The organism is Pseudomonas sp. DNDY-54, from assembly GCF_019880365.1.
Lineage (GTDB): Bacteria > Pseudomonadota > Gammaproteobacteria > Pseudomonadales > Pseudomonadaceae > Stutzerimonas > Stutzerimonas stutzeri_P.
Genome location: NZ_CP082271.1, coordinates 320549 through 335973, shown reverse-complemented (window position 1 = coordinate 335973; position 15425 = coordinate 320549). Strand labels below are relative to the sequence as shown.

At 61.8% G+C, this 15425-nt stretch carries 16 protein-coding genes; 8 read left to right on the top strand and 8 right to left on the bottom strand.

Annotated elements, in window-relative coordinates; genetic code table 11:
• Positions 1-5: 5 nt before the first annotated feature.
• Complete coding sequence (ilvA, locus tag K4O48_RS01600; protein ID WP_222910456.1) at positions 6-1520, bottom strand: threonine ammonia-lyase, biosynthetic; 1515 nt, start codon at positions 1518-1520, stop codon at positions 6-8.
• A gap of 175 nt (positions 1521-1695) precedes the next feature.
• Between ilvA and rpiA the strand changes: the two genes are divergently transcribed.
• Entirely contained in the window at positions 1696-2367 is a 672-nt protein-coding gene (rpiA, locus tag K4O48_RS01595) for a ribose-5-phosphate isomerase RpiA (protein WP_222910455.1), read from the top strand.
• A gap of 62 nt (positions 2368-2429) precedes the next feature.
• On the opposite strand, the gene K4O48_RS01590 is transcribed toward rpiA, so the two are convergent.
• From K4O48_RS01590 to K4O48_RS01580, 3 genes are all read right to left on the bottom strand, one after another.
• The gene (locus K4O48_RS01590) at positions 2430-3371 is read right to left on the bottom strand and encodes an SdiA-regulated domain-containing protein (protein WP_222910454.1); all 942 of its coding nucleotides are present in this window, start codon (positions 3369-3371) and stop codon (positions 2430-2432) included.
• A gap of 103 nt (positions 3372-3474) precedes the next feature.
• A complete protein-coding gene (locus K4O48_RS01585; RefSeq protein WP_222910453.1) occupies positions 3475-4140 on the bottom strand; it encodes a fumarylacetoacetate hydrolase family protein in 666 nt (221 codons plus the stop codon).
• Between the two features lie 68 nt (positions 4141-4208).
• Positions 4209-5603 carry an FAD-binding oxidoreductase gene (locus K4O48_RS01580; protein WP_222911935.1) on the bottom strand — a complete coding sequence of 465 codons (1395 nt, stop codon included), beginning with the start codon at positions 5601-5603 and terminating at the stop codon, positions 4209-4211.
• Between the two features lie 197 nt (positions 5604-5800).
• Here K4O48_RS01580 and serA point away from each other — a divergent pair, with 197 nt between their 5' ends.
• Entirely contained in the window at positions 5801-7030 is a 1230-nt protein-coding gene (gene serA, locus K4O48_RS01575) for a phosphoglycerate dehydrogenase (protein WP_222910452.1), read from the top strand.
• A 161-nt stretch (positions 7031-7191) separates the two neighbouring features.
• On the opposite strand, the gene K4O48_RS01570 is transcribed toward serA, so the two are convergent.
• The 4 genes from K4O48_RS01570 to K4O48_RS01555 all read right to left on the bottom strand — a co-directional run bounded on the left by K4O48_RS01570 (position 7192) and on the right by K4O48_RS01555 (position 10920).
• On the bottom strand, positions 7192-7470 hold the full coding sequence (locus K4O48_RS01570; RefSeq protein WP_222910451.1) for a hypothetical protein: 279 nt from the start codon (positions 7468-7470) through the stop codon (positions 7192-7194).
• Positions 7471-7594: 124 nt separating this feature from the next.
• Entirely contained in the window at positions 7595-7936 is a 342-nt protein-coding gene (locus K4O48_RS01565) for a hypothetical protein (RefSeq protein ID WP_222910450.1), read from the bottom strand.
• A gap of 125 nt (positions 7937-8061) precedes the next feature.
• Positions 8062-9153: an AI-2E family transporter gene (locus K4O48_RS01560; protein WP_222910449.1), complete on the bottom strand. Its 1092-nt coding sequence runs from the start codon at positions 9151-9153 to the stop codon at positions 8062-8064.
• Between the two features lie 66 nt (positions 9154-9219).
• Positions 9220-10920 carry an OPT family oligopeptide transporter gene (locus K4O48_RS01555; RefSeq protein ID WP_222910448.1) on the bottom strand — a complete coding sequence of 567 codons (1701 nt, stop codon included), beginning with the start codon at positions 10918-10920 and terminating at the stop codon, positions 9220-9222.
• 279 nt (positions 10921-11199) lie between these two features.
• Here K4O48_RS01555 and K4O48_RS01550 point away from each other — a divergent pair, with 279 nt between their 5' ends.
• From K4O48_RS01550 to K4O48_RS01525, 6 genes are all read left to right on the top strand, one after another.
• Positions 11200-11784: a helix-turn-helix transcriptional regulator gene (locus K4O48_RS01550; protein ID WP_222911933.1), complete on the top strand. Its 585-nt coding sequence runs from the start codon at positions 11200-11202 to the stop codon at positions 11782-11784.
• Positions 11772-12197 (top strand): CsgE family curli-type amyloid fiber assembly protein, encoded by a 426-nt coding sequence (locus K4O48_RS01545; protein WP_222910447.1) that lies wholly within the window; start codon positions 11772-11774, stop codon positions 12195-12197. Before K4O48_RS01550 ends, K4O48_RS01545 begins: the two co-directional genes overlap by 13 nt.
• A gap of 120 nt (positions 12198-12317) precedes the next feature.
• Positions 12318-12803, top strand: coding sequence for a curli production assembly protein CsgB (locus K4O48_RS01540; RefSeq protein ID WP_222910446.1), 486 nt, complete (start codon positions 12318-12320; stop codon positions 12801-12803).
• Positions 12804-12829: 26 nt separating this feature from the next.
• Positions 12830-13756, top strand: a complete 927-nt coding sequence (locus K4O48_RS01535; protein WP_222910445.1) for a hypothetical protein — start codon at positions 12830-12832, stop codon at positions 13754-13756.
• Between the two features lie 47 nt (positions 13757-13803).
• Positions 13804-14265 carry a hypothetical protein gene (locus tag K4O48_RS01530; RefSeq protein ID WP_260523687.1) on the top strand — a complete coding sequence of 154 codons (462 nt, stop codon included), beginning with the start codon at positions 13804-13806 and terminating at the stop codon, positions 14263-14265.
• Between the two features lie 93 nt (positions 14266-14358).
• Positions 14359-15369, top strand: coding sequence for an SDR family oxidoreductase (locus K4O48_RS01525; RefSeq protein WP_222910444.1), 1011 nt, complete (start codon positions 14359-14361; stop codon positions 15367-15369).
• Positions 15370-15425: the final 56 nt, after the last annotated feature.

The window sequence follows — 15425 nt, the reverse complement described above, 5'->3', positions numbered from 1 at the left end:
GCTGGTTAGCCGAGAAACAGTTTGTAGGCAGGGTTGTCCGTCTCGTCCCAGTAGCGATAACCGATCTTGTCCAGCGCGGCCGGCACCAGATGGCGGTCCTCGGCGGGCACTTGCAGGCCGGCCACCACGCGTCCATCAGCCGCCCCATGATTGCGGTAGTGGAACATCGAGATATTCCAGCGCCCGCCCAGGTTATTGAGGAAATTGAACAGCGCGCCGGGACGCTCAGGGAATTCAAAGCGGAACACCACTTCATCGCTTACGCCGGTGGCGTGCCCGCCCACCATGTGCCGGGTGTGGAGCTTGGCCAGTTCGTTATCGGTCAGATCCAGCACAGGAAAGCCCTTGGCACGCAGGCTTTCGACCAGGGCCAGGCGCGGGTCGTTTTCCGGATGAGTCTGCACACCGACGAAGATGTGCGCGACTCGATCCTGGTGGTAGCGGTAGTTGAATTCGGTGATCTGGCGCTTGCCGATGGCCTCGCAGAACGCCTTGAAACTGCCCGGCTGCTCCGGGATGGTCACGGCGATGATCGCCTCGCGCTTCTCGCCCAGTTCGGCGCGCTCGGCCACATGGCGTAAGCGGTCAAAATTCACGTTGGCGCCTGAATCGATCCCGACCAGTACCTGATTGGCCACACCCTCACGCTCGACGTAGCGCTTGATTCCCGCCACGGCCAAGGCACCGGCTGGCTCGGTGATCGAACGGGTATCGTCGTAGATGTCCTTGATCGCCGCACAGATTTCATCGGTGCTGACGGTGATCACTTCATCGACATGGTCTTTGCAGATATCGAAGGTGTGCTGGCCAATCTGCGCCACCGCCACACCATCGGCGAACAACCCCACCTGTGAAAGCACCACGCGCTCGCCGGCTGCCATCGCCTGTTGCAGGCAGTTCGAGTCGTCCGGCTCTACGCCGATGACCTTGGTTTCCGGCCGCAGGTACTTGATGTACGCCGCCACGCCGGCGATCAGACCGCCGCCACCCACCGGAACGAAGACCGCATCGAGCTGGCCCTGGTGCTGCCGGAGAATCTCCATCGCGACGGTGCCCTGCCCGGCAATCACATGCGGGTCGTCGTACGGGTGGATATAGACGTAACCCTTTTCCTCGACGAGCTTCAGCGAGTAGGCCAGCGCCTCGGGGAATGCGTCGCCATGCAGAACGACCTTGCCACCACGAGCACGCACGCCCTGCACTTTCAATTCCGGCGTGGTGCGCGGCATGACGATCGTCGCCTTGATTCCCAGCTCACGCGCCGCCAGCGCCAGACCTTGTGCATGGTTGCCAGCCGAGGCGGTCACCACGCCACGTGCCAGCTCCTCGGCTGACAGCTGCGCCAGCTTGTTGTAGGCGCCACGAATCTTGAAGGAGAACACCGGCTGCAGATCCTCGCGCTTGAGCAGAATCTGGTTGCCGAGACGCTCGGAAAGCTGGCGTGCGGGCTGCAACGGGGTTTCAACCGCGACGTCATAAACGCGCGAGGTGAGGATCTTCTTGACGTACTGTTCGAGCATCGTGGGCTTATCTTGGCGGGCATTACGGGGCCCACGAGTCTACTCTGCGAAAAACTCGCCGACCACCGGCAATCGGCGCACGAAGCAGCGGTTTCGCCGCCGGCAGGCGAGACCCACCGGTGAGCCCCCGCTATACTCCCGCACCTCTATTCATCACCGTCCGGACCTTCACGCCATGACTCAGGATCAACTCAAGCAGGCCGTCGCCCAAGCCGCTGTCGACCTCATCGTGCCGCAGCTCACCGACCGCAGCATCGTCGGCGTCGGCACCGGTTCCACGGCTAATTTTTTCATCGACCTGCTGGCTCAGCACAAAGGCTTCTTTGACGGTGCAGTGGCCAGCTCCGACGCGACCGCCGAGCGCCTGAAAGGCCACGGCATCCCGGTCTACGATCTCAACTCGGTGTCCGATCTGGAGTTCTACGTCGACGGTGCTGATGAAGCCAACAGCCACCTGGAGCTGATCAAGGGCGGCGGCGCGGCCCTGACGCGCGAGAAAATCGTCGCGGCAGTTGCTCGCACATTTATCTGCATTGCCGACGGCAGCAAGCTCGTCGAGCGCCTCGGCACCTTTCCCTTGCCGGTCGAAGTGATTCCCATGGCGCGCAGTCACGTCGCGCGCGAACTGGTCAAGCTGGGCGGTGATCCGGTCTACCGTGACGGCGTCGTGACCGACAACGGCAACGTCATCCTCGACGTGCACAACCTCCTGATCGGCTTTGCGCCGGATGTCGAAGCGCAGATCAACAACATCGTCGGCGTCGTCACCAACGGCCTGTTCGCCGCACGCCCGGCCGACATTCTGCTGCTGGGCACCAAAGACGGCGTACAGACACTCAAGCGCTGACGCTGCAAGCCGCACGCAAGTTCACGGGAGCAAGCTTAACGACGGGCAAGCTGTTCCCGCGTCTACTTGACCGTTGGGGCTTGCAGCTTGTCGCTGCCTTTGCGTTTGAATACGTAGAACCGATTAGGCTCGGCGACGACATAAATATTGCCGCCGCCGTCCATGGCCACCCCTTCGGCCTGGTCGATGCCCTCCACCAGACCGTTGAGACCGCCGAGCAGGCTGATGAAACTGCGCGGTCGACCCAGCAGGTCCAGCTCGACCAGTAGCCGCGACTCGTCAGACAGCATCAGTGTGTGGCCGGTACGCGGGTCGATCGCCACTGAAGAGATGTCGCGGACCAGCAATGGCTGAGCGGGCAGCGGCTCGAGCACGCCGGCCGCACCGTCTTCGCCAGGAAAGGGCAGTTCGAACAAGCCCTGCGGATCGCGCTCCTTGGCGAGTAGCATGCGGCTGGTGCGCGGATTCCAGGCCAGCCCCTCGAACCCCTTGTTGCCCGCCCCATCGAAACCCAGGTCGTAGGTGGCGAGGTCGTCGGCATCAAGCGTTTCAACGCCCGGCGCAAGCGTGAACACCGCGACCAACCGGCGGCGCTCGTCGACGATTCCCAAGCGGCCGTCATCCAGTGCCTCGACCGCCTCGGGATCGGAGAAACCCGTCAGGGTAATGCGCCGCAGCACAACGCCGCCGGGCGAAAACTCCACAAGCTGCGGATTTTGTCCTGTGACGGTGAACAGCGTCCCGGTAGCGGCATTCCAGGTCAGGCCAGAGGTTTCATCATCCTCAAGCCCCGCCAGGGTGGTTTCCATTGCCAGCTCGTAGTCCGGCAACCAGATGCTGGCCGCACGCTGTTCGGCGTCAACCGTTTGCTCCTGCCAATACAGCGTCAACTGATCGTCCCAATGCAGTAGCCAAGCTGTCAGCATCGCAGCGGCCACGGTGAGGCACAGCAGAATGTAGAGAAACAGGCGCAAGCGAGAGGGTCGGACAGCGGTGTCTGGCATGAAGGTCACACCCAGGGAGGGGCCGCAATTACAGCATGACCTTGATGATGTGGATATGCAGCGATCAGGCCGGATACGCCAAAACGTACCCGGCCCGGGCGGATCAGAGTACGCGGCTTTCGAAGCGAGACAGCCCGACCAGCTCAAGCGCCAGCTCATCGCCCTGATTCAGCGGCCCGACGCCGGCCGGTGTTCCTGTCAGCACCACGTCGCCCGGCTGCAGGTTGAAATGGCCGGCGATGTGCTGCAGCAACGGCAAGATGGCGTTGAGCATCTGGCTGCTGTTGCCGTTCTGACGGACCTCGCCGTTGATGGTGAGACGAATGCCGATGTCATTCGGATCCTGCACCGCGTCGCCAGGCACGAACGGAGCCAGCACGCAGGCGCCGTCGAAGCTCTTGGCGATCTCCCAGGGATGGCCTTTTTCCTTCAGCTTGGCCTGCACATCGCGCAGCGTCAGGTCGAGCGCCGGGGCGAAACCGGAAATGGCATCGCGGACTTCCTCTTCGTTCGGCGTGCGCGACAGCGGCTTGCCAATCAACACGGCGATCTCCGCCTCGTAGTGAACCGCACCCCGGTCGCTGGGGATGCTGAAGCCGCCTTCCAGCGGCACCGTGCAGCTACCGGCCTTGATGAACAGCAGCGGCTCGGTGGGCACCGGGTTGTTCAGTTCCTTGGCATGCTCGGCATAGTTGCGGCCAATGCAGACCACCTTGCCCAGCGGGTAATGAATTGGCGTGCCATCGGTGTATTGGTGTTTGTAATTCATCGAAGGTCTCGTCTGTAGAGCGGGTTCACCCCGCCGTTGCCGTTGGCGGGTTCTCACCCGCCCTACACTCACACCGCGAATATCTTGCCCGGATTCATGATGCCATTCGGGTCGAATGCCGCCTTGATCGCCTTCATGTAGGCGATCTCGGCTTCAGAGCGACTGTAGGTCAGGTAGTCGCGCTTGGTCATGCCGACACCATGCTCGGCCGAAATCGAACCGTTGTATTTTTCGACCGTCTCGAACACCCATTTGTTGACCGCGGCGCACTTGTCGAAGAACTCGTCCTTCGACAACGCCTCGGGCTTGAGGATGTTCAGGTGCAGGTTGCCGTCACCGATGTGGCCGTACCAGAGCACTTCGAAATCGGGGTAGTTGCTGGTGACGATGGCGTCGATGTCGGCCAAAAACGCAGGCACCTTGGAGACGGTGACCGAGATATCGTTCTTGTACGGCGTCCAATGGCTGATGGTCTCGGAGATGTACTCGCGCAACTTCCACAGATTCTGCAGCTGCTGGTCGCTTTGGCTCATCACGCCATCGATGACCCATCCTTCATTGACGCAATGCTCGAAGGTCGCCAGCGCTTGCTCGGCGCGTTCTTCGGTGGTCGCCTCGAATTCGAGCAGCGCATAAAACGGCGTGCGGGTCTCGAACGGAGCGGGGATATCTCCGCGACCCAGAATCTTGTCCAGGCACTTGTCAGAGAAAAACTCGAAAGCGGTCAGGTCCAGCTTGTCCTGGAAGGCGTGCAGCACCGGCATGATCGAATCGAAGTCCGGTGTGCCCAGCACCATCGCGGTGAGGTTGGTCGGCTGGCGCTCCAGGCGCATGGTGGCCTCGACCACGAAGCCCAGCGTGCCTTCGGCACCGATAAACAACTGGCGCAGGTCATAGCCGGTGGCGTTCTTGATCAAATCCTTGTTCAGCTCGAGCAGGTCGCCCTTGCCGGTCACAACCTTCAGCCCCGCGACCCAGTTGCGGGTCATGCCGTAGCGAATCACCTTAATCCCACCGGCGTTGGTGCCGATGTTGCCGCCGATCTGACTGGAGCCTGCCGAGGCGAAATCCACCGGATAGTAAAGGCCCTTGTCTTCAGCGAACTGCTGCAGCTGCGCGGTGATTACGCCTGGCTGGCAGACCACGGTGCGATCCATCTCGTCGAACGTCAGGATCTGGTTCATGTAATCGAACGACACCACCACCTCGCCATTGGCCGCCACCGCAGCCGCCGAGAGCCCGGTCCGCCCGCCGGAAGGCACCAGCGCAACCTTGCGCTCGTTGGCCCAACGCACGATGGCCTGCACTTGCTCAACGCTCTTCGGAAAGACGATGGCCGTGGGTGCCGGCGCGTAGTGCTTCGTCCAATCCTTACCGTAGGTGTTCAGCGAATCGGCATCGGTCAGCACCTTTCCAGGCTCGACCAGGGTCTTCAGCTCATCGATCAGGGCAGGATCGGTCATCATGCGAACTCTCATTCAATTCATGGTCACCCTGAGTACGCTTCAGCTCAGGGATGGGGTGTTTCGAGGGGCCCGTATGCTAGCATACGCACCCCTTTGAAACGTGCCTCGGCAGACTCCCGACACCGCTGATACCGGGTCGGCCAGCCTTCGCTGGACACTTCGTCCTACCCTTCGGCCTTAAGGTTTTATTGCAGATGAGCCAGACCTCACTCGACAAGAGCAAGATCAAGTTTCTTCTTCTCGAAGGCGTTCACCAGAACGCTGTCGACACCCTCAAGGCCGCCGGTTACTCCAACATCGAGTACCTCAAGACGGCGCTGACCGAGTCGGAGCTGAAAGAGAAGATCGCCGATGTTCATTTCATCGGGATTCGTTCGCGCACCCAGCTCACCGAGGACGTGTTCGAAGCGGCGAAGAAACTGATCGCGGTCGGCTGCTTCTGCATCGGCACCAACCAGGTCGACCTTAACGCCGCCCGCGAGCGCGGGATTGCGGTCTTCAACGCCCCCTACTCCAACACCCGTTCGGTAGCCGAACTGGTGCTGGCCGAAGCCATCCTGCTGCTGCGCGGCATTCCGGAAAAGAACGCCTCCTGCCATCGCGGCGGCTGGATCAAGTCGGCGGCCAACTCCTTCGAGATCCGCGGCAAGAAGCTGGGCATCATCGGCTACGGATCTATCGGCACCCAGCTGTCGGTACTCGCCGAGGGCCTGGGCATGCAGGTCTACTTCTACGACGTAGTGGCCAAGCTGCCGCTGGGCAACGCCACGCAAATCGGCTCGTTGTATGAGCTGCTGGGCATGTGCGACATCGTCTCCTTGCACGTTCCAGAGCTGCCATCCACTCAGTGGATGATCGGTGAAAAGGAAATCCGTGCCATGAAGAAGGGCGCCATTCTGATCAACGCCGCCCGCGGCACCGTGGTCGAGCTGGATCACCTGGCCGCTGCGATCAAGGACGAGCACCTGATCGGCGCCGCCATCGACGTGTTCCCGGTCGAGCCCAAATCCAACGACGAAGAGTTCGAAAGCCCGCTGCGCGGCCTGGACCGCGTGATCCTGACCCCGCACATCGGCGGTTCCACTGCCGAAGCCCAGGCCAACATCGGTCTGGAAGTGGCAGAAAAGCTGGTCAAGTACAGCGACAACGGCACCTCGGTATCCTCGGTCAACTTCCCGGAAGTCGCGCTGCCATCGCACCCGGGCAAGCACCGTCTGCTGCACATCCACCAGAACATTCCCGGTGTGATGAGCGAGATCAACAAGGTGTTCGCCGACAACGGCATCAACATCTGCGGTCAGTTCCTGCAGACCAACGAGAAGGTCGGCTACGTCGTGATCGACGTCGACAAGGAATATTCCGATCTGGCTCTGGAGAAATTGCAGCACGTCAACGGCACCATCCGCAGCCGCGTGTTGTTCTAAGCAGAACGGCGGCACAAGGCAGGCCCAGCCTGTCTTGGAATGACGAGCAGACCCCGCCCAGTGGCGGGGTTTTTGTTATCGAGGTTGCTTCACGCAATCGCCATCCTTTATTGCCCGACCCGCCCGATAACGCCAAACGTATCGCCACCACCCACTCGTGATCAGCTACCTCCCGTACCACTGTCACGGCCCTCTGGACGATCTGACTCAGGGCGGCGCTCGACCGGTTCGATCGGTGATATTTCGGGAGGTGATTCGAGCGTTGGCGGGCGCGGCTGACGTTGGCTATCACCCTGACGGTCGATGATCTCTTGCCTTGGCTCACGATTGTCGAGCGGATGTTCGCGGGTCTTTTCCGGCATCGTCGGTCCCGTGCCGGTCGCAAATGCCGAAGACATCAATGCCAGACTGGCTATTAAAAGCGGTAGGCGCATGCTCATGGCCCCACTCATGAAAGGCAGCGCTGCAGCCCTGCGCAACAGTGCGACAACCTACACCGGACGGAGCGATGCCTATAACTGAAAAGCCCCAGCCAGAGGCCGGGGCTTGTTGGCTATGGCCGGCTTAGTTACCCGCGCCGCCAGCGCCGCCTGCACCACCACTACCGGTGCCAGCACCCGTTGCACTGTTGCCGGTGCCGGTGGTGTTACCAACGCTCGTACCCGTGCCGGTACCCGGGCCAGCCTCCTGGCCTGTTCCGGTAGTCGTACCGGTGCCGGTCGTCATGCCATTGCGATTGGTATCGTCAGTTGTGGTGCCGTCCATCGATGTACCGCTGTGAGTACCGCTCATCGAACCGTGATCTTCTTTATCTTTCATGTGATCGCTGTCAGCCGAGCCGGCTGCAAAAACGCCGGTGGACATCAAACCGGCCAGGGTCAGGGCTGCCAATTTTGTCGTTTTCATGGTCGTTCTCCGAATCACAAAGGGTTCCTATAATCGGGCAGCCGCCAGTCGAAGGGGTTTCATGCATCGCATTACAAAATTTGTACGTCGGCAACGAGGGCCGACAGCATGCGGGCTGCGCCCTGCTACCGCTCATCGCTATCAGCGTCGGCAGGCCGTTGATCGGCTTCCGGCCGGTCACCCAGCACGTCTTCCACGTACAACATGCGCACCATCACCATGGCGACCGCACCCAGCGGTGTTGCCAGGAGCAAACCCAGGGTTCCGGCGAGCAGTCCGAACAGCAGTTGCATGGAAATCGTGAGCGCCGGCGGCACGGAAACGATGCGGTTCTGCATCCAGGGTGTGAACAGGTAGCTCTCCAGCGCCTGGACGACGGCATAGAGACCGGCGACGTAGAGCATCGTCCGGGTTCCCTCAAGCGAGCCCAGTAACAACGCCGGGATCACCGCGATGACCGGGCCGATGTTGGGAATGAAGGACAGCAGGCCGGCGATCAAGCCGAGCACCAACGCCAGTTCGATGCCCAACAACCACAACCCCAGCGTTGTCAGCACACCGATCAGCAGCATCTCGATGAGTTTGGCGATCAACCAGGATTGCAGCGTCGAACCGCTCTCGCTCAGCACATCGTGAACGCGGGCGCGATAGCCAAGCGGGATCAGCTTGACGAAACCATCGACATAAACGCGTGGATTGAGCGCGAGACACACCCCAATGGCAAACGCCACGACGAAGCTGGTGAGCGCCCCACCGATCGAAGACAGCACGGATGTCACCAGACTGAAGCCATCACCCGGCGAAACGGCCTCCTTCAGGCTGTCCTGATAGGCCATGAGCCGGCTGACCCACTCGGAGTCGTCAGCGCGCTCACGCAGACGCTCGACGGCCTTCGGAAGCGATTCGGAAAGTGCATCGATCTGGTCTGAAATGCTCGGCGCAACCAGCCAGCCGAACAAACCGACCATGGTCAGGAACAAGGCGAAGAACAGGCCCATCGAGAGGTTGCGTGACAGCGGCGTTTTTTCACTGATCCAGCCGCTGATGCCGTTGATGAGCACACCGAAGAGGATGGCGGCAAACAGCAGGAGAAGGAAATCGAAAGCGAGCCACGCCACGATCACCAGTACAGCGACCACCACCAGGACGCTCACTTTGACCAGGCTTCGGCTGGCGACCCCTTTGGCGCTCTCGTTCTGGCTGTCTGCGTCGCTCATGCCGCCCCCTGCTCATGACTTGAAGCTGGGACAGGAGGTGGCCGGGGAAATTCAGGCGCGACCGCCCTAGCGCAGCAGCTGCGCCAGTGAAATACCCACCCCAGCCATGCTTTCGCCGGCCACCAGCCCGGCGGCCGCGACGATAACGAAGCGCTCGGCAAAGCCGCCCCAGCGGGCTGCGAACAGCCAGGCCAGTAGCGCGCCAAAGGTCATCATCAGTGAAATCGACGCCGGGATAATGAAGGCCAATCCCAACGCCGCGGAGCTCGGCAGCCAGCGCAACCGCCACACCGGTAACACGCCTTCGAGCACGCCCATCAGGACGCCGGCCAGCGCACCCACACCGATAGCCCAGCGAATGTCGTGGCTGATCGAGCCCAGCCCTGCCGTCAACGCCTCGGCCACCGCCTTCCATGTCGCCACAGCCGGTGCCGGCCACTCGGCGGTGATCAGCATCGCTTGCGGGTCGGGAATCAGCAGCTGGTAGACAAATACACCCACTACGCTGCCGATCAGAATGCCTGCGCATTGCGCCACGACCTGGCGTGACGGCGTAGCCCCGATGGCGTGGCCGACTTTGAAGTCATTGAGCAGATCAGTGCACTGCCCCGCCGCACCGCCAGCGGTGTTAGCGCTCATCAGATTGATCGCCACCTGACCGGGTGCGATAACGCCAAAGCTCAGTTGCGACAGCTGGCCGATGGCACCAATCGGCGGGATACCGGTGGCACCGACCACCCGCGCCGCGACCATCGCCAGCAGCAACGCCAGGGGAATCGACAAGGCGGCCATCACCGGATGGATACCGAATAACGAGACCTGCATGAGCACCACCAACACGGCCGACGAGGCCAGCCCAAGCATGGGTAACGCAGCGGGCCGCTGCAGCGTGAGGCGTCGCTGCGAGTCCTCCCGACGACCGCGGAGCAGGCGCAGCCCAAAGGATGTCAGCGTGGCGCATACCATCAGGCTCACGCCGGGCCAGAGCAACCACTCGATTAGCAGTGCGAACTGCGGGCCGCTGGCATCGATGGGCATGCTCACTAGCCCCTCCGCCACCAGCCAAGGTGCCAGCAGCCCCCACGCCAACACGGCGCCCAGGAGCAGCGACAGGCCCACCCGCAAACCAATAATGCCGCCAAACCCCACCAGCAACAGCGACGGCTCGAGGCTGAACGTCAGCCGCTCCAGCTGCGCGGTAGGCGTCCACCGCGGCAGGGCCCACAGCAGGCTATCCACCAATTTGCTGGTGGCCGCCAGCAGCGCGGCCAAGCCCAATACCAGCAGACGCCGAGCCGCTTCGGCGCCATGGCTGTAGATCTGCTGCATAGTCGCCAGCGTCGCCATGCCTTCAGGAAATCGCAATTGGGCCTCGATGATCAGCGATGGCCGCAGGTACCACGCCACCCAGATGCCGAGAAAGCTCACCGAAAACACCCAGGCGGTCAGCGGCAACGACCCGAGTTGCTCTCCGGTGATCAATGTGTAGGCGGGTATGGGCGCCACCAGACCGCTGGAAATGATCGACGCGGCAGACGAAGCGGTGGTCTGGTTGATATTACTTTCGTGGAGCGACCAGTCCGGCCAACGAAAGCACCGCGCCAAGGTCTGCCACGCGGCAAAACCGATCAGTAACGCAATGATCGACATGTTGAACGACCAACCGATCTTCAGGCCGGAGTAGATATTCGAAGGGGTCAAGAGCGCGCCGAGCAGCAAGCCGGTAAGTAACGCACGGAGCGTGAGTTCGCGCGGAGGTCCGGTCATGCCGACTCCATCGTATGGGTGATTGACTCACCTTAGTCCATTCAACCCAAAAGACGTTTACTTGACCGCCCGTCGGGTTCTCTGGAATCCAACGCAGATGCCCGCTCAATCGCAACGTGGATGCTGAACTTCATCATTTTGCGCCGGTCGTTTAGTAACTTTTCTACGCAGCATAACGGCACCCAAGACCAAGGATTGAACATGGACGAAGCGGATTTCACTCTCCAGGACCGTAACCAGCCCACCGTCACCCTGCTTACCGGCAATGAACTCCTGGGATTGTTTTTCAAACACTTTCTGGGCGAACAGGCCCGGCTCGATGTTGCGCTGGCTCGACTCGAGGAAGCCGACAGAGAGACCACCGATCTGTATCTGGTGGACGCCGGTAATAGCCAGACCGAGCAACTTTCAACGCTTCTCGATCGGCTCGATGAACAGACACCCGTGGCGTTGGTGAACATTGCCCCGGAACAGGCCGAACAGCTGGTCGACAAGCATCCCGGGATACGGGGCGTGTTTTACAGCCACGCGACCCGTGAACACCTGCTCGATGGCATTCAGGTGCTGCTTGATGGCGGCGACTGGCTGCCCCGAGTCCTTACCGAGCGCCTGCTCAGCCAATGGCGACGCATGCGCCAGCTGGCCGGCAGCAAACCGTCGCTGACGCTGCGCGAACGGGAAATTCTCAGCCTGGCCGGCAAGGGCCTGTCCAATGCAGAGATCGCCGAACAGCTGTGCCTGAGCCCGCACACCATCAAAAGCCACATTCACAATCTGCTGCGCAAGATCGGCGCCTCTAACCGTGCCGAGGCAGCCTTCCTGCTGCGTGGCCGGCTGGATTGGTCCGAGTCGTGTCACGCCTGACGCTCGGCCTGCTCCTGCTCCTGCTCGCGCTGCTCAGCCCGCTGCAGGCGCAGGAGCCGCAGGAGCCGCAGGAGCAGGCCGAACGCGAGGCGGAATTGAGCGGGCTGATCATCGACAACACCATCACCCGGTTCGGCCATGACTTTCACCGTTACCTCAGTTTTCAATTGCAGGACGCCAGCGAACTCGAAGGTGACCTGGTGGTACGGGAACGGCCTTCGGCGCGCTGGGGTAGCCTGGTCTGGGTGGAGTACGGACAGCGCACCGTCTATCGGCGCTTTCTGCAGCCCAACGTAGCGGAGATCGAGGCCATTGCGACCCAGGCGGCGCAGCTTATTCTGGAAGAAGTCAACCGCAGCAAATTGCAGAACCTGCTTCAGGACACCTTCGACATGGACCGCGATGAGTTGTAACCCGCGCCTGGCAGGCTTAATCCGCCCCACTCATCACGCAGCGGTTGTTTTGCATCGTTCGATGGATGTTCACCGCTTCGCCCCCAGTCAAGAATCCGAGCACTAATCCGAGGTGCCTGCATGGAACGTCTAGCGCTATTTCGTCGCGGCTTGTGCGCCGCCCTTCTGCTCGTTTCAGCCGCCTCGCTACACGCGGCCGATCTGCTGGACAACGCGGACCTGGCCGACGGCGCGCTCAACCTTGGCAGCCCCGCGGTGGTTGCCCTGCAATTGCCTGCCGGGCAGACCGCACAGGTGTTGCAACAGGGCAATGACAACCTGGCCGACCTTAGCCAGGCCGGTGACAACCACCTGGCCAGCATCGTTCAGCAGGGCAGCGATCAGCAGGCCTTCATCCTGCAGCAAGGCGACAACCAGCTCGCCAGCATCCTCCAGATCGGTCAGGGCAACAGTGCTGACATCAGCCAGATCGGTAGCGATAACCAGGCGGCCATTGCCCAGATCGGTGCGAACAACAACGCCAGCATCGAGCAGCTGGGCAGCGGTTTGAGCAGCAGCGTCATTCAATACGGAAACGGCCAGCGCATTCAGATCGTTCAACACTGATAGAACTCAATAAAAAAGGATTTGCCATGCGCAGCACTCCGACACTCATCGCCCTTGCGCTTCTGCTGGCCGTCGCCAGCGATCTTCATGCCGACAACCGTGTGGAAATCGACCAGACCGGAACGGACAACTCTGCTAGCGCCGAGCAAACCGGCGTGCTCAATGAGGCGGTGATCAGGCAGAACGGCACCGATAACACAGCCTCGGTTTTCCAATTGGTCGAGTCGAACCTGGCCACCGTCGTGCAAGTCGGCAGCGGCAACGAGGCGTCTGTCTATCAAGGGTCTGAAAGCCATTTCGGCTCTGTAAGCGTCTACCAACAAGGTGCCGGCAACCGCGCCGAGGTCGAGCAGAACGGGTACGCGAATGACCTGACGATCAGCAGCGTGGGTGACGGCAACGCGATCGCCGCCACTCAGCAGGGATTCGCCCAAGCCGAGGCGTACCAGATCGGCAACGACAATTCGGTAACGCTCACTCAGGATGGCGTCTACCACGGCACGCAGCTGGCCGTTTACCAAGTCGGTGACGAGAACCTGGCCAGTGTCAATCAGGGCGACGGCAGCACCATTCAGTTGGCGCAGAATGGCAACGCCAACTCGGCGCGGATTGATCAGGTCAGCCTGTTCGGCGAGGCGGTGTTCAATCAGGCGGGAGACAACAACGTGCTGGCGATCGAGCAGAGCGGGCGGAATAACAGCTTCCGCGGCTCTTCAACCGGCAACGACAACAGCGTTGACGTCGTGCAATGGTTCGACGGCAATCAAGCAAGCGTGGTGCAGACGGGCGACAGCAACCTGGCTGACATTCGTCAACTGGCCGAGTACAACGAGGCACGCATTACCCAGACGGGCGATGCCAACGCGGCCTACATCACCCAGGCGGCTGCCAACATGACCGCCATCATTCAACAATCCGGCAGCGGCAACCTGGCCACTGTCAGCCAGCAATAATCACCTAGCGCAGGCGTCGCTGCGCCAACGGGGCAGAGTGCATGGACATGCTGAGCGCCGTAACCTTAGCCAGCTGGTTGGCCGCATCCGGCGCCCTGCCAGTCGCGGCTCGCCTCGAGTTGGCGCCCGAAGGTTCCGACCGCCTGGCATTGCGGCTTTGCTTCAGCAGCCCGGAGACGCACCACCTCAGTTATCGAATGGAGGTGCGCACCATTGGCCAAGCCGGCACCAGTCGCAGCCGTCAGTCAGGTGAATTGACCAGCGGCCCCGCCCTGCAGTGCCCGGTCAGCAACCGTCTTGGCTACGCCGCTGACACGCGCGTGGAAGCGACGCTTGAATGGAGCATTGATGGCCAGCCGCAGCCACCTCTGCAGCAGCACTACCCACCCGCAAAACCGGCCGGCACGGCACCCGCCGAACCGGCAACGCCATCGCTCGAGCTGCCACAAGACGATGCCGAGCTGATGGCGCGCATGGGCCAGGAACGCCCGCCAGGCACTGCGCTGTAGCCATCTCTGCCATCCATCGCCTCTCCGGAACCGCAAGCGGGCCTGTGGCTTCTACCGAGCCACTGCACTTGTCGCGAACCGAAGGAGAATCCGATGCGCATTTCTCTCAAACCCCTGCATGAACAAGTCATCGTCATCACTGGCGCTTCGAGTGGGATCGGCTTGGCAACCGCCCGACTCGCTGTCGAGAAAGGCGCCCGTGTCGTGCTGGTGGCGCGCAACGATGTGGCGCTGGCCGATATCGAGCGCGATCTGAACGCCGGTGACCGGGTGATGCACGTGATGGCGGACGTCGGTGAGCGTGCTCAACTTGAGCGAGTCGCCAGCGAAACGATTGCGCGTTTTGGCGGCTTCGATACCTGGATCAACAATGCCGGCAGCTCGGTCTGGGGGCGCTTCGACGAGGTCAGTGACGAGGACCACAAGCAGGTCATGCAGACCAATTTCTGGGGCACCCATTACGGGTCCGCTATCGCCGTGAACCACCTGCGCGACAAGGGCGGTGCGCTGATCAACATCGGCAGCGTCGAGTCGGCTAATGCGCTGCCCTTCCACAGCAGCTACAGCGCCAGCAAACATGCCATCAAGGCCATGACCGACGTGCTACGTGTCGAGCTGCAAAAGTCGCGTACACCCGTGTCGGTGACGCTGGTTCGGCCATCGTCCACGGACACGATGTTCATGGACCACTCCAAGAACTGCCTGCCCAGTGCGCCGGTATTCCCGCCGCCTGTCTATGCACCGGAGGTTGTCGCCCGGGCGATTCTCGACGCGGCCGAACATCCGCAGCGCGACGTCTACATTGGCAATGCCAAGTTGCTGTCGCGCCTTGCGCAGAACGCCCCGCGCGTGGCCGATTGGATCAACCGCACCTTCGTCTACGACACGATCAAGAGTGGACGCCCGGACCGTCATCCGCGAGGGGCGCTGTACGCCAGCGATGTCGGTAGCGCCGGTGACGGCAAGGCCAGCGGCGACTATCCCGGCATGGTACTGACACGCAGCCTCTATACGCGCGCCTCGCAACACCCGGTGGCCACCACGGCGGCAGTGGCGGTGGGCGCCGCAGCGCTGTTCGCATTATTGGGCCGCCGAGCGCGCTAGCAGGCGAGACGGGGCGCTGCGCCAGCCCTCAGGCGCGTCCCTCCATTCACAGCAGG